The organism is Rhodopila sp. (assembly GCF_035548095.1).
Classification (GTDB): domain Bacteria; phylum Pseudomonadota; class Alphaproteobacteria; order Acetobacterales; family Acetobacteraceae; genus Rhodopila.
On sequence record NZ_DASZUV010000031.1, the window covers coordinates 43,958 to 60,515 of the forward strand.

The window sequence follows — 16,558 nt, forward strand, 5'->3', positions numbered from 1 at the left end:
GGTGGAAGGACGACCGATGCGTTACAACCGATGAGTCAACCGATGAGTCAACCGATGAGTCACATGGGCCGGCTTGCCGCGCTGATCGCGACGGCATTGCTGGCGGCCGGATGCTCGACCTGGAATCCGCCCGCCGACACCGCGGCGGGCGCGGACCGCGCCGGCTGGACCGGGCGGACCCAGGTCATCGGCAACAACAGCACCGTCGCCGGCAATGCGGAGGCGACCTATCTGCAGCAGAAATGGGGCGTGGGGCTGCGGCGCTGAGGCCGCCGCGGATCGCCGCACGCCGATCCGCCGCCATCCGGTCAGGGTTTCCCGCTGACCAGCGCCAGCAACGGCAGCAGAATCGCATCCCGCTCCCTTACCAGCTCCGCCATCGACCGGCCGGCGGCCTCGGCGCGCACGCCGTCGATGATCTTGCGGCAGTTTTCCTCGTTCAGCTCCGGCGTGCTCATGGTCTCCCACCAGCTTTCGAAGGCCGGCTTGAACTGGGCCAGCAGGTGCTCGATGCCACCTTCGCCGCCGCCCAGGTGGAAGGTCATGTGCGGGCCCATCGCCGCCCAGCGCAGGCCGGGCCCGGCGCTGATCGCGGTGTCGACATCCTCGACGCTCGCCAGCCCGGTGACCACGGCGCTGACCGCCTCCCGCCACAGCGCCGCCTGCAGCCGGTTGGCCAGGTGGCCGCGGGCTTCCTTGCGGATATGGATCGGCTTCTTGCCGATATGCCGGTAGAACTCCAGGCACCACGCGATCGTTTCGGGCGCGGTCTCCCGGCCGCCGACGACCTCCACCAGCGGGATGAGGTGCGGCGGGTTGAACGGATGCCCCACGGCGAGGCGTGGGGCGGAGCGGAAGCCGGCCTGCATCTCGCTCATGATCAGGCCGGAGGTGGAGGAGCCCAGGATGGCGTCCGGCCGCAGCGCCATGTCGATCCGGCCGTACAGCGCGCGCTTGACCGGCAGGCGTTCCGGCGCGTTTTCCTGCACGAAATCGGCGGCGGCGACGGCGTCCTCGGGCGACGGATGGAAGCGCCACGCGTCCGGTGAGGCATCGGCAGCCATGCCGAGAGCGGACATGGCCGGCCAGGCGTCGGTGATGGAGCGGCGGACATAGGCCTCGGCCTCGGGCTTCGGGTCCCATATGTCCACCTGCAGTCCCTTGGCCAGGAACCATGCCACCCAGCTTGCGCCGATGGTCCCCGCCCCCAGGACGGCGACTCGCTTGACTGCGGTGGGAAGGGTCATGGCGGTTCCTCCGGATGATTCGTGCCCGACTGCTACAATGATGCGAGACGCCGGGCCAGTCCGAGCGCAACGGTGGCCGCTGCGCAACCGGTGCGGATCGGGCTATCCTGCGGCGGGATCGTCAGGAGGAAAACGGCATGAAGGACTTCGCCGGCCGCATCGCGGTCGTCACCGGCGGCGGTTCGGGTATGGGGCGCGAGCTGGTGCGCCAGCTCGCCGCCGAGGGGTGCAACGTTGCGATGTGCGACGTATCGATGGCGCCGATGCAGGAGACCAGGCATCTGTGCGAACAGGCCCGCATTCCGCAGGGCACGCGGATCACCGCGCATGTCGCCGACGTGTCGGAGGAGGCGCAGATGCTGCGCTTCCGCGATGAGATCGCGGTCCAGCAGGACACCGATCATATCCATCTGCTGTTCAACAATGCCGGCATCGGCGGCGGCGGCAGCATGATCGCCAACAGCCGGGCGGAGTGGGAGCGGACCTTCAACATCTGCTGGGGTGGCGTCTATCTGGGTTGCCGCACCTTCCTGCCGATGCTGCAGAAGGCGGATGCGGGGCATATCGTCAATACCAGCAGCATCAACGGCACCTGGGCTTCGATCGGGCCGACCATACCGCACACCGCCTACGCGGCGGCGAAGTTCGCGGTGAAGGGATTCTCCGAGGCGCTGATCACCGACCTGCGGATCAACGCGCCGCATATCCGTTGCTCGGTCGTGATGCCGGGCCATATCGGCACCGGGATCGTGGCCAACTCGCGCAAGATCCAGGCGGGGACGGAGTCCGACGACATCTCCGACGTCGAGATCGCGCAGGCGCGGGCCCGCATCGCCTCCACCGGGGCGGATGTGTCGGCCCTGTCGGATGCGGACATCAAGGCGAAAATGCTGGAACGGGCTCGGAATTTCCTGGCCCAGGCGCCGATGAGCGCGGCCGAGGCGGCGGCGGTGATCCTGGACGGGGTGAAGGCGGACCGCTGGCGGATTCTGGTCGGCGCGGATGCCGAGGAGATCGACCGGCGGGTCCGCGCGACGCCGGAGCGGGCCTATGATCTGGATTTCTTCCAGGACATGGCGGCGGCGATCGGCTGGCGGCTGGGGGCGTAATGCCGGTCGTGGTGACGGAAGCTGGCTCCGTCACCGCCTGGCCGGCGCTACTCCCCCGCCATCCGCGCCGCCATCACCGGCGCGGCGAGGCGCATCAGCGCGGAAATGTCCGCCGTGGTGTCGATCGACAGCACGGCGCTGGCCAGCGCGGCCGCCCGGTCGGCGCCCAGGATCGCATCGGTCAGGCCGGCGAATTTCGCGCGCAGTTCCGCTTCCGACAGGAAGTTGGACGGCTCGCCCTTCGGCACCACCACCTTCTGCTCGAAGGTCCGGCCCCGCGCGGTGATGGTCAGCTTGCCGGACATGTTGGCGGGGAACTCCGCCTCGATCTCGGGGTCGAACTCGCAGGTCACCTTCGGCAGCAGCGCCCGGATCGTCGGGTCCTGCAGCCCGGCATAGCTGTCCCAGCCCATTGCGCCGGTCGCCAGCGCCGAGGAGATCACGAACGGCCCGCTGAACTGGCCATCCACGACGTTCTGCGGGTTGGCCTTCTTGTCGGCCGGCGCCCCGACCAGCAGCATGCCGGATTTCGGCAGGCCCAGGCGGACATGCTCGATCTCCTGCGGCTTCAGGTCATTGGCCGCGCGCAACGCCAACGCCGCGTCGATGCCGGCATGGCCATAGCGGCAGGACGGGTAGGGCTTCACCGCGGTGTTCATCAGCTCCCACACCGAACCCAGTTCCTGGACCGCCCGTTCCGGGGTCGGATTGGGCGCATAGGCGCGCATGAAGCCATGCTTGCCCTCCAGCGCCTCGGAGGCGCCCTTGAACCCCTCCCGCACCAGCGTCGCGGCCATCAGCCCGTTCAGCGCCGCCCAGCCGACCTGGAACCGCTTGGTCCAGGCGCCGTTCGCCAGGAATTGCAGGCTGCCGGCCGCCTGCGACAGCACCGTGCCCAGCGCGCTGGCGACACCGTCGGCATCCAGGCCGAAGACCCGGGCGGCGGCGGCGGCCGCACCGAAGGCGCCACAGGTGGCGGTCGGATGGAAGCCGCGGTCGTAATGTTCCCCGGCCGGCAGCGCCAGGGCGACGCGGCACGTCACCTCATAGCCGGCGATGATGCCGGCCAGCACGTCGGCACCGGAGGCACCGACCATCTCGCCCGCCGCCAGGGCCGCCGGGATCACCGGCGCGCCGGGGTGCAGCGAACCGGCGGCATGCGTGTCGTCGAAATCCAGCGAGTGCGCCAGGGCGCCGTTCAGGAAGGCGGCCCCGGCCGGCGTATAGCGTGCCGTATCGCCGAACACGCCGGCATTGCCGGCCGCCATGCCCATGGCGCGGGTCGCCGCCAGGAAGGAGGCCGTGCTCTCGGCGTCATGACGGGCGCGGACGATGTTGCCGACGAGGTCCAGCACCAGGAAGCGGGCGCGGTTCACCACCTCCGGCGGCAACCGGTCCAGGCTGATGGTGGCACAGAATTCCGAAAGCGTGGCGGTGACGCCCATGACCGGTTCCTCCAGGACGAGTTGCCACCAATCTGACGCAATCGGCCCAATTGGCCAAGCTTTCACCATCGCATTGCCAGGATGTCCAGGCTCTGAAGCATTTCAGAGCCCGTGCAGGGCATGCGGCGTACACTCTCGACCAACGGACGGAGGGGGACTGCGATGGCCAACCATTACAGGTTGAGTGGGCATGGCATCGATGTGGAATACATGATCGGCGGCAGCCCCTCGGTGCCGGCGCTGCGGCTGACCGAAAACGGCGTCACGCACACCTATTTCCCCCCCGATATCGTGATCGACCTGACCGACCTCGGCACCATCATCTCGGTGACGCTGGCCGAACCGACCGGCGCTCGGTTCGGCTTCTTCCTTCCCTCCGTCAACGTGGCGGCCGGCCAGCGCGTGCCGGTGACGACGTCGGGCGTGATCCAGACGTTCAGCGGCCCCACCTCCATGCCACAGCGGCCAGCAAGCTGGACCTGCGTGCCGTTGCAGGGCACCGCCGCGCAGATGGTCGTGCCCATGCGCAGCGCGGTCGCCGCCTGACCGGCGTTCCGCGACCGATCCTGTCACGGGTTTGACATTTTTCGGGCTTGCCTTGATCTCGCTCAACCGGCCGCGTGCCGCCCGTGCCAGACTGCCGGCCGCATAGAGAGGGATCCCCAGATGCCGCGACAGGTGCCGCGACGGTTGGAAGCTGCCAACGACATGCCGTCTGCCGCGTCCGCGGCTTCGCCGTCCCCGCCGGCCGATGCAGCGCCCAATGGCGCGATGCGGGGTCCGGACGGCGGTGCCGCGGCGGCGCACAGCCCGTTCGTGCCGCCCGAGGCCGGGACGTCGCTGCCCGGGACGTCGTTATCAGAGACATCGCTGCCCGCGACGCCGCTCGCCCCGCCGCTCCAGCGTGAGCCGGGCAGGTCCCATATGCTCGCCGAGATGCGTGGCGATCCGGTGGCGATCCGCCAGCTGTTCGAAAGCGGGAAGTATCCCTATCGCAGCCGGATGCGGGTGGGCCCGTACGAAGCGCATATGCTGGAACTGCAGCGCGAGCTGCTGAAGGCGCAGCGCTGGATCGAGGAGACCGGGCAACGCCTCGTGATCCTGTTCGAGGGGCGCGACGCCGCCGGCAAGGGTGGCACGATCAAGCGTTTCATGGAGCATATGAACCCGCGCACCGCGCGGGTTGTCGCGCTGCAGAAGCCCAGCGAACGCGAACGGTCGCAATGGTATTTCCAGCGTTACGTGGCGCATCTGCCATCGGCCGGGGAAATCGTGTTGTTCGACCGGTCCTGGTACAACCGGGCCGGCGTCGAGCGGGTGATGGGATTCTGCTCGCCGAACGAATATCTGGAGTTCATGCGCCAGTGCCCTGAGCTGGAGCGGATGCTGGTACGGACCGGAACGACACTGATAAAATTCTGGTTCTCGGTCAGCCGGGAGGAGCAGCGGCGGCGGTTCGAGCAGCGCGAGACCGATCCGCTGAAGCAATGGAAGCTCTCGCCGATCGACCGCGCGTCGCTGGACAAGTGGGACGCGTATACCGAAGCGAAGGAGGCGATGTTCTTCCACACGGACACCGCCGACGCACCCTGGACGATCGTGAAGTCCGACGACAAGAAGCGCGCAAGGCTGAATGCGCTGCAGCACCTGCTGTCGCTGCTGCCCTATCCGGAAAAGGACCACGGCATCGTCACCGGCCCCGACCCGCTGATCGTCGGCAGCACCGCGAATGTGATCGGCGCCGACATGCACATTATCAACAAGACGGTGCACCCCGCGCTGAAGCGGGGTGACAGGCGCTGATCCGGCGCCGGAGGACCGGGCCGCCGCGGCAACCGGCGGCGCCAGCCTCCATCCGCCCGGCCCCTATCGGCCCAACCTCTATCGGCCCGGCTTGTATCGGCCCAGCCTATACCGGCATGCTCCGCCCTTGATGCGCGCGGCCAATCCGCGCCATCGCCTCGGAATGGCCCGCGATCACCCGCACCCCTTCGTCCAGCCGGGAGCGGATGTTCGCCTCCGTGCAGCCCTCCAGGAAGGCGATGCCGTTGCGCCGGCAGGCGGCGAGAACCTTGTCGCGGGCCGCCTGCATCACCGGCGGGTAGGGGTCGCGCAGCAAGGTGACGGAGCCCAGCGACAGGCTCAGGTCGCCCGGTCCCATCTCGGCGAAGCCCAGGCCCGGCACGGCGCAGATGGCATCGGCCTGGGCGATCCCCTCCGGGCTCTCCAGCTTCACGCCCAGCAGCAGCTCCCCGTCCGGGTTCAGCGGCCAGGGATCGCAGCGGTTCATGTAGTCTTCAGCCGACACGCCCCAGACCGGCGCCGCGGTGCTTTCGGACCCGCGGCCACGGGTGCCGATCCCCAGCATCGCGTCCGCCGCGCGCCCGCGGACGGCGCCGCCCAGCCGCGCCTCGGGTGACGGAAGAGCGGGATCAACGCCAGCGAGATGATGCGGATAGCGGCACGCCTCCACGAAGGCGCGGACCGCGTCGGCGGTCTCGGCCTGGCACAACAGGATGCCGTGCACGCCGCGGCCCAGGATCTGGCGGAACTGCCAGGCATTGAAGCGGACATTGGCGTCGTCGGTGCCGTTGACCGGCGCCTCGACGATCACCGCCGGTGTGCGGTGGCCGGACCGGGTGGGGCCGCCCGCGGCCAAGCCGCGCATGTACTCGGCCAGGCCGGTCATGTCGAAGGCGCCATGCTCCATGCCGACATTGATATAGTCCGCCCACGTGCCCGCATCCTGCTGGCCCTGGGCGAAGGTCAGCACGTGGCCGCTATGCGGACCGTCATAGTAGATCGCCTGGTCCTGCCGCAGCAGCTCGATCGCCCGGTTGATCCTGGTCGCCATCCTGTCCTCCCTTTGGCGGACAGTCTGCGTCGCCCGCCGGGCACGTCAACCACGAGCGCGTCAACCGCGGGCGCGCCGCGGGCCGGCCGCACACCGGCCAGCGGCGGGACGGGTCCGCTGTCCGCCCGATCGCCGCCGGGCGCCGGCGAACCTCAGACCTGGCCGGAGATCCATTCCTTCAGCTTGCTCTTGGGCAGCGCGCCGACCTGGGTGGACGCCGGCTTGCCGTCCTTGAACATGATCAGCGTGGGAATCCCGCGCACCGCGAATTGTGTCGGCACCATCGGATTATGGTCGATATCGACCTTGGCGACGGTCAGCTTGCCGGCGAATTCACCCGCCAGTTCCTCGAGCGCCGGGCCGATCATGCGGCACGGGCCGCACCATTCCGCCCAGAAATCCACCAGGACGGGGCCCTTCTTGCTGGCTTCCACCACGTCGGTGGCAAAGCTCTTGTCGGTGACGGCAATGGTGTTTTCGCTCATGTGTGCCTCGAATGGGGTGCCACGAAGGACGTCGTCCGCGATTAAGTGGGTAGCCGGCAAGGCCGGTCAAGCGCGCGGCGGGCGGGCAACCGGCTGTCGGCCGAGGGCATAGCCGCGCGGCGCCGGTCCTGATAGACGACGCGGCCATGACCTCGCTTCTATCGGCCGCCCGCGGCAATGACCGCACCGTGGCCCTGCTGCGCCGCCTGTGGCGGGAGCATCTGCTGAACCACAAGGGCCGCATGGTGCTGGTGGCCGTGCTGACCTTGATCATGTCGGCCACCACGGCGGTCTACCCGCTGGTGATCAATCATGCGTTCACCATGTTCACCAATCACGACACGCGGATTCTGTACCAGCTCCCGGTGATCGTCGTCGTGGTCACCGGCGTGAAGGCGGCGGCCCAGTATTTCCAGAACGTCCAGGTGCAGCAGGTCGTTCTGCTGGTGATCCGCGAATTGCAAAGCCGCATGTTCTCCCACCTGACCAGGGCCGACCTGGCGCGGCTGGAACGCGAGCCGCCGGCGCAGCTCGCCTCCCATTTCACCACCGACGCGGCGACGATCCGCGAATCATTGACGAAGACGGTGAACGGCGCCGCCGACGTGATCACGGTGATCGGGCTGGTCGCCAGCATGATCTACATGAACTGGGTGCTGTCGCTGATCGCCGCCGCCATGTACCCGCTGGCGATCCTGCCGATCGAGCGAATCGGGCGCCGCATCCGCAAGGCGTCGGGCGGCATGCAGGAACGGGTGGGCGAGACCGCCACGCTGCTGAACGAAAGCTTCGCCCAGGCCCGCACGGTGCGCGCCTACGGGCTGGAAGCGCAGGAAATGAGGCGCGCCGACGCCGCCTTCGGCGCCTTGTACAAGGCGCTGCTGCGCATCACCAAGAACCGCTCCCGCGTCGAGCCGGTGCTGGAGGTCCTGGGCGGGGCGGCGGTGGCCGGGATCATCGGGTTCGAGGGATGGCGCGCCTCCGGCAACCCGCACGCGCTGGGCGATTTCACCGGCTTCGTCGCCGCGCTGCTGATCGCGTCGCGCCCGCTGCGCGCGCTGGGGTCGCTGAATGCCGCCCTGCAGGAAGGGCTGGCCGGCATGGTGCGGGTGTTCACGGTGATCGACGAACAGCCGACGATCGTCGATGCGCCGGACGCGGTGCCGCTGCCGCCCGGGCGCGGGCACGTGGTGTTCGATCACGTCCGCTTCGTCTACCCCGACGGCCGGACCGGCCTGTCCGGCCTGAGCTTCGAGGCGCGGCCGGGCAGCACGGTGGCGCTGGTGGGCCCGTCCGGCGGCGGCAAGTCGACCGCGCTGGCGCTGATCCCGCGGCTGATCGACGCCCTGTCCGGCGCCGTGCTGATCGATGGCGTGGATGTGCGGCATGTCACGCTGTCCAGCCTGCGCGCGGCGATCGCCTATGTCGGGCAGGACGCGCTGCTGTTCGACGATACCGTGGCGGCCAACATCGCCATGGGAAACCCGGCGGCGAGCCAGGCCGAGATCGAGGCTGCGGCCGAGGCCGCGGCGGCCGCCGACTTCATCGCCACGCTGCCGCTGCGCTACGAAACCCGCGTCGGCACCGGCGGCCAGCGCCTGTCAGGCGGGCAGCGCCAGCGCATCGCCCTGGCGCGGGCGCTGCTGCGCAACCCGCGAATCCTGCTGCTGGACGAGGCGACCAGCGCCCTGGACACGCAAAGCGAGGCGGCGGTGCAGGAGGCGCTGACCCACCTGCGCCAGGGCCGGACGACGATCGTCATCGCCCACCGCCTGTCGACCGTGCGGGACGCCGACCTCGTGGTGGCCCTGGCCGACGGCAGAGCGGAGGAAGCCGGCACCCACCGCGACCTGATGGGGCAGAATGGCCTGTATGCCCGGCTGGTGCGGAGTCAGAGCCTGCTGGCGGCCTGACCGGCCGCCACCCGTATCGCCACGCGTTCAGACCGGCGATCCGGGCGATCGGGCTCTATTCGGCGCCAGTCCCGCTCATCGGCGTCACTCATCGGCGTCAGCCATCGAAATGGTCCATGCCGGGGATCTGGTGCCTGGTTTCCTTGGTTCGGAAACGAAAACGGCCGGCACCTCGCGGGCGCCGGCCGATTCGCATGCGATGCGGGTCGCATGCGATTCAGGCGCGCTCCGGCTGGAGCGCACTTGGGATCAGGCGGCCTTGCGGGCCAGGGCGCTGGGCAGTTGCATGATGGCCTGGTCGATCAGGCTGGCGTCGCCCTCGGCCGAGAGGCCTTCCGCGATCACCTGGCGGGCCGCTTCGGTCGCGACGTCCGCGGCGGCCAGGCGGACCTCGTCCACCGCCGCCTTCTGGGCGGCGGCGATGCGGTCCATCGCCATCTGCTCCCGCCGCCGGGCCGATGCCTCGGCTTCGGCGGTGGTGGCGGCGGCAACCCGGGCGGCTTCCGCCTTGGCCCCGTCGATCAGGGCCTTGGCCTCGGCCAGGGCGTCCACGCGCTGCTTTTCGGCGTCGCGCAGCATCGCCTCGGCTTCCGTCCGCAGCTTCGCCGCTTCCTCCAGTTCCGCTCTCACCAGCGCCGCGCGGTTGTCCAGCATGCCGGCCAGCGCCCGCCACAGGATGCGCCCGAACAGGATGAAGAAGACGACGAACGCGCCGACGACCCAGGTAACCGGTTCGGCGAAGAGGCTTTCGTGATGTTCCATCGCGCGTCCCCGTTAGCTGATGCCGCGCGCGGACAGCGCCGCGTTCACCGCGCTGCCCACCCGGTTCGGATCCGGTGCGACCCCGGTCAGCCGCGTCACGACATTGGCGGCGGTTTCGGCGGCGACCTCTCGCAGCGCCTGCATCGCCGAGGCCTGGGCGGCGGCGATCTGCGCCTCGGCCTCCTTCAGCCGAGCCTCCAGCCGCTCATTCAGCGTCTCGGACTGGGTTTGGGCCGCGGCCTTCGCCTCATCCAACGCGGTTGAGATCGCGGCCTGGGCGTCGGCCCGAGCCGTGGCGGTGGCCGTGGCGGCTTCGGCGATGCCGGCATCCGCCTTGGTCTTGGCGGCGCGGGCGCTTTCCAGGTCGCGGCTGATATGGCCGGCCCGCTCCTCCAGCACCGAGGCGACCTTCGGCAGGCCGGTGCGGCTGAGGAGGATATAGAGCACGATGAAGATGATCGCGCCCCACACCACCTGGCTGACGGTCAGCGGCGTGGTGAAGTCGAGCTGCGGCATGCCGGCCGCGAACGCGCCCGCCGACATCAGCGGCAGGCAGATGAGCGACAGCGGGATGACCCGGCGCCAGAGCCTCATAGTACCCCCCTGCGCATAGTGGGCAAGCCCGGCGGTGCCCATCCTTCGCACACCACGATGGCCATGGCGAAGCATGGGCGCCGACCCGGTCAGACGAACAGGATGATGAAGGCGATGACCAGGGCGTACAGCGCCACCGCTTCCGTCAGCGCGAAGCCCAGAATGGCCAGGCCGAACACGCGGTCGCGGGCGGCGGGATTGCGAGCGACGCTGGAGATCAGCGAGCCGAAGATCGTTCCCATGCCGATGCCGACGCCGGCCAGAGCGATCATGGAAATGCCGGCACCCAGCATCTTCGCGGAAGCAACGTCCATAGTCCGGTTCCTTTCGTTTATCCGGTCGTGCGGACGGGACCTCCCGTCCGGCAGCTCAAGAGTTGAAGACTGTTTCGCTCAGTGCAGATGCACCGCATCGTGCAGGTAGATGCAGGTCAGCACCGCGAAGACGTACGCCTGCAGCACGGCCACCAGCAGCTCGAAGCCGATCAGCAGCGTATTGACGGCGAAGGACAGGGCCGCGGGGAAGTAGCCCAGGAAGCCCAGGCCGCCCAGCATCACGATGAAGGCGCCGAACACTTCCAGCATCACGTGGCCGGCCATCATGTTGGCGAACAGACGCACGGACAGGGAGATGATGCGCGACAGATAGGAAATGACCTCGATGAACACCATCAGCGGGGCCAGCAGCGCGGGAATGCCGTCCGGCTTGAAGTAGCTGAACCAGTGCAGCCCGTGCTCCTTCAGGCCGACGACCGTTACCAGGACGAACACCAGCACCGACAGCGCCAGCGTCACCATGATGTGGCTGGTGAAGGTGAACAGCAGGGGGAAGACCCCCATCAGGTTCCCGAACAGGATGAAGAAGAACAGCGTGAAGACGAACGGGAAGTAGCGCTTGCCCTCCGGGCCGATGGTTTCGACACACATCGACATGATGAACTCATAGCCCATCTCGGCCGCGGCCTGCAGGCGGCCGGGCACCATGGCCCGCGGGCGCATGCCGACCCACAGCAGCAGCAGGGTCAGCAGGCCCGCCACCACCATCATCAGGTTCGACTGGGTGAAATTGACCGAGTGGCCGATCGGGCCAAGGGCCGTATGAAGCTGGAACTGACCCAGCGCGTCGATGCCGCCGCTACCTTCCGCCGCCACGCTGCCTGCTCCCGACCCCTTAATCCGTTCGCTTCGGCGCGAAGAGGCGCCAAACATTCAACACTCCGGCCGCGCCGCCGATCAGAACGAACACGCCGATCAGGATGGGGGTCGTGCCAAACAGGCGATCCAGCCCGTAGCCGATGGCAACCGCCACGACCAGCGCCGATACCAGCTCCACCCCCACGCGCAGGCCAATGGCCAGCGGTGACCCGCTCAGCGCCCCCTGATCCTGCAGGAGGTGGCTGGGCGGGGCATCGAGGCCCTGCTTGCGCCGGGCGGCCCGCAAACGATCCTCAAACGAGGGATCAGGGTCGCCCGATGTCTCAGTCATGTTCGCTCCTGGCCGCATGTGCCCGAAAGCGGGGGCTAGCTACCGACGGGGGGCACGGGTGTCAAGAACGTCCGGGCGAATTTGCGCAACGAGCGAGAAAATGCGTTGCCAGGACGCAACGGGGGCGGCCCTGGGGTGGCGGCATTCGCGGCACCAGGCGACCGGGGGCGCCGGGTGATGAGTGCCCTGATGCTGCCGGACCGGGCAGCCGAACCATGGTTCGGCACGGGCCAGGACCAGATGCTTGGCACAGGTCAAGGCCTATTTGAATAAATCCGACAACCGTTGCTGACAAACGAAAAATTCCCCTCGCCTCGGCGCGCGCCGGGTCCGATAGTGCCGGGGCTGGATGCGACAGGCGCTTGCGGGTGCCGACCGCCCTGCTTCTGGCGATCGCTCCCTGGGATGCCGGCCGCAGCCGGAACAGACGGGACCGGATCAACCGGCCTCATGCAGGGAGACCTTGTACCATGAAAACCTCGCCCACCGCGACCCGTCGCGGTGCCTTGAAGCTCGCGGCCGCGGCCGCGGCACTGCCGCTCGTGCACATCCGTACCGCCGGGGCCGCCGGGAAACTGTCCATCGGCCTGTGGGACCACTGGGTGCCCGGCGCCAATGACGTGATGCAGAAGCAGGTGGACGCCTGGGCGGCGAAGGAGAAGGTGGATGTCACCGTCGACTTCATCACCTCCAACGGCAACAAGATCCTGATCACGGCGGCGGCCGAACAGCAGGCCGGCAGCGGCCACGACTTCATCCAGATGTACAACTGGGACGTCGGCAACTTCGCCAGCCGGCTGGAGCCGGTGGACGATGTCGTCAAGGACCTGTCCGGCCGATATGGCGATTATGGCACGATCAGCGAGTATCTGGCGAAGTCGCAGGGGCACTGGTGGGCGGTGCCCAGCAGCACCGGCACGCTGACGCTGCCTTGCGCCGGCCGCCTCAGTATCCTGAAGGAGCATGGCGGCGTCGACATCAAGGCGATGTTCCCGGCCCATCCGGCCGAACCGAAGACCTCGGCGGACTGGACGTACGACACCTTCCTGAAGGCGGCCGAGGGCTGCGCCAAGGCCGGCTATCCATTCGGGCTGGGCCTCGGCCAGACGACCGACTCCGTCAACAACACCGGCATCATCTATTCGGCGTTCGGCGCGGAGCTGGTGAATGCCAAGGGCGATATCACCCTGGACACGCCGGAAGTCATGGCGATGATGGAATATTGCCAGAAACTGGTGAAATTCCTCCCGGCGGACACCGTCAGCTACGACGACGCGTCGAACAACCGGGCGCTGATCTCGGGCAAGAGCGCGCTGATCCTGAACCCGCCCTCCGCCTGGGCCGTCGCCAAGCGCGATGCGCCGAAGGTCGCCGAGGATACCTGGCATTTCCCCAGCCCGACCGGTCCGAAGGGGCGCTACAACCCGTACAACTACTCGTATTACGGTGTCTGGTCGTTCGGCACCAACAAGACGGCCGCGAAGGAGCTGGCCTGCCACCTGCAGCTCCGTGAACAGGTGGAGGCGCGGTGCATCGCCTCCTCCGGCTATGACATCCCGCCCTTCACCAGCATGTCGGACTTCAAGATCTGGGAAGAGGTCGAGCCGCCGAAGGGCACCGTCTACAACTATCCGATCCGGCCCTGGCACGATGCCAGGCAGAACATCACCGCCTATCCGGCGCCGCGCGACATCGCGGTGCAGATGTTCAACCGGGCGATCCATCCCACCCTGCTGGCCAAGCTGTACAGCGGCCAGTCGATCAAGCAGGCGCTGGCCTGGGCGAAGAACGAGCTGGAGGGTTTCGTCCGCTAAGCGATCGGCCCGGCATCGGGCTCACGCCCCGATGCCGGTGCCATTGCCGGTGCCATTGCCGGTGCCATTGCCAGTGCTTTCCATATCGCCGGTGCTTTCCACGCGGCGTCCGCTTGCCGCATCGAAGAGGTGGCAGTGCGCCGGCTGCACCCCCACCATCACCGTCTCGGCCGGCGCGACCACGCCCGCCGCCTTCACCACCACCGGCGTCCCGGCGACGCGGCCATGGATCAGCGTCTCGGAGCCCAGCGGCTCGAACAGATCGACGGTCAAGGTCAGGTCGGTGCCGCCCAGGGTCAGATGCTCCGGCCGGATTCCCAGGATGACGCGGTCGCCCGCGCAGGGGTGCGGCAGTGCCACCAGCGGACCGGCATCCAGCGCGACGGCATCGCCATCCCGCGCCAGACGGCCGGGCAGGAAGTTCATCGTCGGGGAACCGACGAAGCCGGCCACGTAGGTGTCGGCCGGCCGCTCGAACACGTCCAGCGGCGTGGCAAGCTGCGCGGGACGGCCTTCGTGCAGGATCAGCAGGCGGTCACCCAGCGTCATTGCCTCCACCTGGTCGTGCGTCACGTACAGGGACGTGACGCCCAGCCGGCGCTGCAGGCGGCGGATTTCGGCGCGCATCTGCACCCGCAGCTTGGCGTCCAGGTTGGACAGCGGCTCGTCGAACAGGAACAGCTTCGGTTCCCGCACGATCGCTCGGCCCATCGCCACGCGCTGCCGCTGGCCGCCGGAGAGCTGCCGTGGCTTGCGTCCCAGCAGGCCCTCGAGGCCCAGCAGCGCCGCCGCCGCCTCCACCCGCCGTGCGATATCGGCGCGGGCCAGGCCTCGAATCCGCAGCCCGTAGGCCATGTTGTCGAAGACAGACATGTGCGGATACAGCGCATAGTTCTGGAACACCATCGCAATGTCGCGAGCGGCCGGGTCCAGCGCGGTGACGTCGCGCCCGCCGATCAGCACGCGTCCCCCGGTCGGCGTTTCCAGCCCGGCCACCAGGCGCAGCAAGGTCGACTTGCCGCAGCCGGACGCACCGACGATCACCAGCATCTCTCCATCCGCCAACGACAGATCGATGCGCCGCAGCACCTCGGTGGCGCCGAAACTCTTGCGCAGACCCTGGATCTGCAGCGTGGCCATCTACTTCTCGCCCTCGGTCAGTCCGGCGACGAACCAATGCTGCATCGCCACCACCACGACGACCGGCGGCAGCAGCGCCAGCACGGCGGTGGCCATCACGGCGGCCCAGTCGGTCTCGGTCTCCACCCCGATCATCTTGACGATGCCGATGACGATCGTATCGAGATCCGGATTGGTCGCCACCAGCAGCGGCCACAGGTACTGGTTCCACCCCAGAACGAACAGGATGACGAACAGCGCGGCGATGTTGGCCGCCGACACCGGCAGCGCGATGTCGCGCAGGAAGCGCAGCGGGCCGGCGCCGTCCATCCGCGCGGCCTCCACCAGCTCGTCGGGGATGGCGGTGAAGACCTGCCGGAACAGCAATGTCGCGGTGGCCGAGGCGATCAGCGGCAGCCACAGCCCGGTGAAGGTGTTGATCAGGCGGAAATCCGCCATCACCGCATAGGTCGGCATGATCCGGACCTCCACCGGCAGCATCAGGGTGATGAAGATCAGCCAGAACGCGGCATGGCGGCACGGGAAGCGGAAGAAGACCACGGCATAGGCCGACAGGACCGAGATCGCGATCTTGCCGCAGGCGACACCCAGCGCCATGCCCAGCGAGATCATCAGCATGTGCCAGACCGGCTGGGTGCCCATCGAGCCGTGCGCCAGCACCCGCGCGTAGACGCCCAGGTTGGACAGGTCGGGCACCAGCGACAGCTCGCCGCGCATGATGGCATTGGAATCCTGCGTCGATCCGGCGAACACCAGCCACACCGGCAAGGCGAACAGCGCGACGCCAAGACACAGCACGGCATGCGCCAGATAATCGGGTCGCGCCCTCACGCCGCCGTCCTCCTGCCCATGAAGCGGAACTGCAGCGCGGTGACGACGATGACGCCCAGCATCAGCACGACCGACTGCGCGGAGGAGGAGCCGATATCCTGGTTGATCACGCCGTCGCGGTAGACCTTGATGACCAGGGTCTCGGTGTCCTTCCCGGGCCCGCCCTGGGTCAGCGCGTAGATCAGCCCGAACGTATCGAAGGCGGCATAGACGATATTGACCACCAGCAGGAAGAAGGTGGTGGGCGCAAGCAGCGGAAAGGTGATCGTGCGGAAGCGGCGCCAGCCACGTGCGCCGTCCATCCTGGCGGCCTCGATGACGGAACGCGGGATCGACTGCAGGCCGGCGAGGAAGAAGATGACGTTGTAGCTGACCTGTTTCCATGCCGCGGCGGCGATCACCATCCCCATCGCCTGGCTGCCGTTCAGCGTGTAGTCCCAGTCGAACCCGTGCCGGTTCAGCCAGCGGCCGAACAGGCCGATGCGCGGGTTCAGCACGAACAGGAACAGCACGGCCGACATCGCCGGGGCGATGGCATAGGGCCAGATCAGCAGGGTGCGGTAGACCAGCCGCCCGGCGATCGCGCGGTCGGCGAACACCGCCAGCAGCAGCGCGACCGCCATCGCCAGGACGCTGACCGCGAAACAGAACACCACCGTCCTGAGCACCGAGGCGAGATACAGCGGGTCGGCGAACAGCGCCGCGAAATTGTCCAGGCCGACGAAGACCGATCCCTGGCCGAACGCGTCCTCGGTGAACAGCGACGCGCGGACCGCCTCGGCGGCCGGCCAGTAGAAGAACAGCAGCGTCAGCAGAAGCTGCGGCAGCAGCAGCAGCCATGGCAGCAGGCGTCCATCGAAGACGGTGCGGCGATCCACG

At 68.3% G+C, this 16,558-nt stretch carries 18 protein-coding genes; 6 read left to right on the forward strand and 12 right to left on the reverse strand.

The features are described 5' to 3' along the window. Nucleotides 1–42 precede the first annotated feature (42 nt). A complete protein-coding gene (locus tag VHC04_RS22170) occupies nt 43–267 on the forward strand; it encodes a hypothetical protein (protein ID WP_325684920.1) in 225 nt (74 codons plus the stop codon). A gap of 41 nt (nt 268–308) precedes the next feature. Here VHC04_RS22170 and VHC04_RS22175 read toward each other — a convergent pair whose 3' ends face one another. Continuing rightward, nucleotides 309–1,247 (reverse strand): 3-hydroxyacyl-CoA dehydrogenase NAD-binding domain-containing protein, encoded by a 939-nt coding sequence (locus VHC04_RS22175; protein ID WP_325684921.1) that lies wholly within the window; start codon nt 1,245–1,247, stop codon nt 309–311. Between the two features lie 137 nt (nt 1,248–1,384). Between VHC04_RS22175 and VHC04_RS22180 the strand changes: the two genes are divergently transcribed. After that, on the forward strand, nt 1,385–2,356 hold the full coding sequence (locus VHC04_RS22180) for an SDR family oxidoreductase (RefSeq protein ID WP_325684922.1): 972 nt from the start codon (nt 1,385–1,387) through the stop codon (nt 2,354–2,356). Nucleotides 2,357–2,403: 47 nt separating this feature from the next. Here VHC04_RS22180 and VHC04_RS22185 read toward each other — a convergent pair whose 3' ends face one another. Next, nucleotides 2,404–3,801 carry an MmgE/PrpD family protein gene (locus VHC04_RS22185; RefSeq protein ID WP_325684923.1) on the reverse strand — a complete coding sequence of 466 codons (1,398 nt, stop codon included), beginning with the start codon at nt 3,799–3,801 and terminating at the stop codon, nt 2,404–2,406. A 162-nt stretch (nt 3,802–3,963) separates the two neighbouring features. Between VHC04_RS22185 and VHC04_RS22190 the strand changes: the two genes are divergently transcribed. Continuing rightward, complete coding sequence (locus VHC04_RS22190; RefSeq protein WP_325684924.1) at nt 3,964–4,347, forward strand: hypothetical protein; 384 nt, start codon at nt 3,964–3,966, stop codon at nt 4,345–4,347. Between the two features lie 162 nt (nt 4,348–4,509). After that, on the forward strand, nt 4,510–5,604 hold the full coding sequence (gene ppk2 / locus VHC04_RS22195; protein WP_325684925.1) for a polyphosphate kinase 2: 1,095 nt from the start codon (nt 4,510–4,512) through the stop codon (nt 5,602–5,604). Between the two features lie 106 nt (nt 5,605–5,710). Here ppk2 and VHC04_RS22200 read toward each other — a convergent pair whose 3' ends face one another. Together VHC04_RS22200 and trxA are read right to left on the reverse strand one after the other, a co-directional pair. Continuing rightward, on the reverse strand, nt 5,711–6,655 hold the full coding sequence (locus VHC04_RS22200; RefSeq protein ID WP_325684926.1) for an aldolase/citrate lyase family protein: 945 nt from the start codon (nt 6,653–6,655) through the stop codon (nt 5,711–5,713). A gap of 152 nt (nt 6,656–6,807) precedes the next feature. Further along, nucleotides 6,808–7,140: a thioredoxin gene (gene trxA, locus VHC04_RS22205; protein WP_325684927.1), complete on the reverse strand. Its 333-nt coding sequence runs from the start codon at nt 7,138–7,140 to the stop codon at nt 6,808–6,810. Between the two features lie 146 nt (nt 7,141–7,286). On the opposite strand from trxA, the gene VHC04_RS22210 reads away from it, so the two are divergent. Beyond that, nucleotides 7,287–9,053 (forward strand): ABC transporter ATP-binding protein, encoded by a 1,767-nt coding sequence (locus VHC04_RS22210; RefSeq protein ID WP_325684928.1) that lies wholly within the window; start codon nt 7,287–7,289, stop codon nt 9,051–9,053. 249 nt (nt 9,054–9,302) lie between these two features. On the opposite strand, the gene VHC04_RS22215 is transcribed toward VHC04_RS22210, so the two are convergent. The 5 genes from VHC04_RS22215 to VHC04_RS22235 all read right to left on the reverse strand — a co-directional run bounded on the left by VHC04_RS22215 (nt 9,303) and on the right by VHC04_RS22235 (nt 11,894). Further along, on the reverse strand, nt 9,303–9,815 hold the full coding sequence (locus tag VHC04_RS22215; protein WP_325684929.1) for a F0F1 ATP synthase subunit B: 513 nt from the start codon (nt 9,813–9,815) through the stop codon (nt 9,303–9,305). Nucleotides 9,816–9,827: 12 nt separating this feature from the next. Beyond that, complete coding sequence (locus tag VHC04_RS22220; protein WP_325684930.1) at nt 9,828–10,409, reverse strand: hypothetical protein; 582 nt, start codon at nt 10,407–10,409, stop codon at nt 9,828–9,830. A gap of 89 nt (nt 10,410–10,498) precedes the next feature. Then, the gene (locus VHC04_RS22225; RefSeq protein ID WP_325684931.1) at nt 10,499–10,723 is read right to left on the reverse strand and encodes an ATP synthase subunit C family protein; all 225 of its coding nucleotides are present in this window, start codon (nt 10,721–10,723) and stop codon (nt 10,499–10,501) included. 78 nt (nt 10,724–10,801) lie between these two features. Beyond that, the gene (locus VHC04_RS22230) at nt 10,802–11,560 is read right to left on the reverse strand and encodes a F0F1 ATP synthase subunit A (RefSeq protein WP_325684932.1); all 759 of its coding nucleotides are present in this window, start codon (nt 11,558–11,560) and stop codon (nt 10,802–10,804) included. Between the two features lie 19 nt (nt 11,561–11,579). Beyond that, nucleotides 11,580–11,894 (reverse strand): AtpZ/AtpI family protein, encoded by a 315-nt coding sequence (locus VHC04_RS22235; RefSeq protein WP_325684933.1) that lies wholly within the window; start codon nt 11,892–11,894, stop codon nt 11,580–11,582. Between the two features lie 470 nt (nt 11,895–12,364). Between VHC04_RS22235 and VHC04_RS22240 the strand changes: the two genes are divergently transcribed. Continuing rightward, nucleotides 12,365–13,708 (forward strand): ABC transporter substrate-binding protein, encoded by a 1,344-nt coding sequence (locus VHC04_RS22240; RefSeq protein ID WP_325684934.1) that lies wholly within the window; start codon nt 12,365–12,367, stop codon nt 13,706–13,708. Nucleotides 13,709–13,729: 21 nt separating this feature from the next. Here the strand turns inward: VHC04_RS22240 and VHC04_RS22245 are convergent, their stop codons facing one another. From VHC04_RS22245 to VHC04_RS22255, 3 genes are read right to left on the reverse strand one after another with little or no spacing between them, the layout of a single operon-like run. Further along, nucleotides 13,730–14,848 (reverse strand): ABC transporter ATP-binding protein, encoded by a 1,119-nt coding sequence (locus VHC04_RS22245; protein ID WP_325684935.1) that lies wholly within the window; start codon nt 14,846–14,848, stop codon nt 13,730–13,732. Beyond that, the gene (ugpE, locus tag VHC04_RS22250; RefSeq protein WP_325684936.1) at nt 14,849–15,679 is read right to left on the reverse strand and encodes a sn-glycerol-3-phosphate ABC transporter permease UgpE; all 831 of its coding nucleotides are present in this window, start codon (nt 15,677–15,679) and stop codon (nt 14,849–14,851) included. Then, nucleotides 15,676–16,557, reverse strand: coding sequence for an ABC transporter permease subunit (locus VHC04_RS22255; protein ID WP_325684937.1), 882 nt, complete (start codon nt 16,555–16,557; stop codon nt 15,676–15,678). Before VHC04_RS22255 ends, ugpE begins: the two co-directional genes overlap by 4 nt. Nucleotide 16,558: the final 1 nt, after the last annotated feature.

Coding starts and splice junctions, on each gene's coding strand:
- VHC04_RS22220 (WP_325684930.1), bottom strand. CDS start 10,409: ATGAGGCTCTGGCGCCGGGTCATCCCGCTGTCGCTCATCTGCCTGCCG.
- VHC04_RS22170 (WP_325684920.1), top strand. CDS start 43: ATGAGTCAACCGATGAGTCACATGGGCCGGCTTGCCGCGCTGATCGCG.
- VHC04_RS22185 (WP_325684923.1), bottom strand. CDS start 3,801: ATGGGCGTCACCGCCACGCTTTCGGAATTCTGTGCCACCATCAGCCTG.
- VHC04_RS22245 (WP_325684935.1), bottom strand. CDS start 14,848: ATGGCCACGCTGCAGATCCAGGGTCTGCGCAAGAGTTTCGGCGCCACC.
- VHC04_RS22175 (WP_325684921.1), bottom strand. CDS start 1,247: ATGACCCTTCCCACCGCAGTCAAGCGAGTCGCCGTCCTGGGGGCGGGG.
- VHC04_RS22200 (WP_325684926.1), bottom strand. CDS start 6,655: ATGGCGACCAGGATCAACCGGGCGATCGAGCTGCTGCGGCAGGACCAG.
- VHC04_RS22240 (WP_325684934.1), top strand. CDS start 12,365: ATGAAAACCTCGCCCACCGCGACCCGTCGCGGTGCCTTGAAGCTCGCG.
- VHC04_RS22225 (WP_325684931.1), bottom strand. CDS start 10,723: ATGGACGTTGCTTCCGCGAAGATGCTGGGTGCCGGCATTTCCATGATC.
- VHC04_RS22180 (WP_325684922.1), top strand. CDS start 1,385: ATGAAGGACTTCGCCGGCCGCATCGCGGTCGTCACCGGCGGCGGTTCG.
- VHC04_RS22190 (WP_325684924.1), top strand. CDS start 3,964: ATGGCCAACCATTACAGGTTGAGTGGGCATGGCATCGATGTGGAATAC.
- VHC04_RS22215 (WP_325684929.1), bottom strand. CDS start 9,815: ATGGAACATCACGAAAGCCTCTTCGCCGAACCGGTTACCTGGGTCGTC.
- ppk2 (WP_325684925.1), top strand. CDS start 4,510: ATGCCGTCTGCCGCGTCCGCGGCTTCGCCGTCCCCGCCGGCCGATGCA.
- VHC04_RS22235 (WP_325684933.1), bottom strand. CDS start 11,894: ATGACTGAGACATCGGGCGACCCTGATCCCTCGTTTGAGGATCGTTTG.
- VHC04_RS22210 (WP_325684928.1), top strand. CDS start 7,287: ATGACCTCGCTTCTATCGGCCGCCCGCGGCAATGACCGCACCGTGGCC.
- trxA (WP_325684927.1), bottom strand. CDS start 7,140: ATGAGCGAAAACACCATTGCCGTCACCGACAAGAGCTTTGCCACCGAC.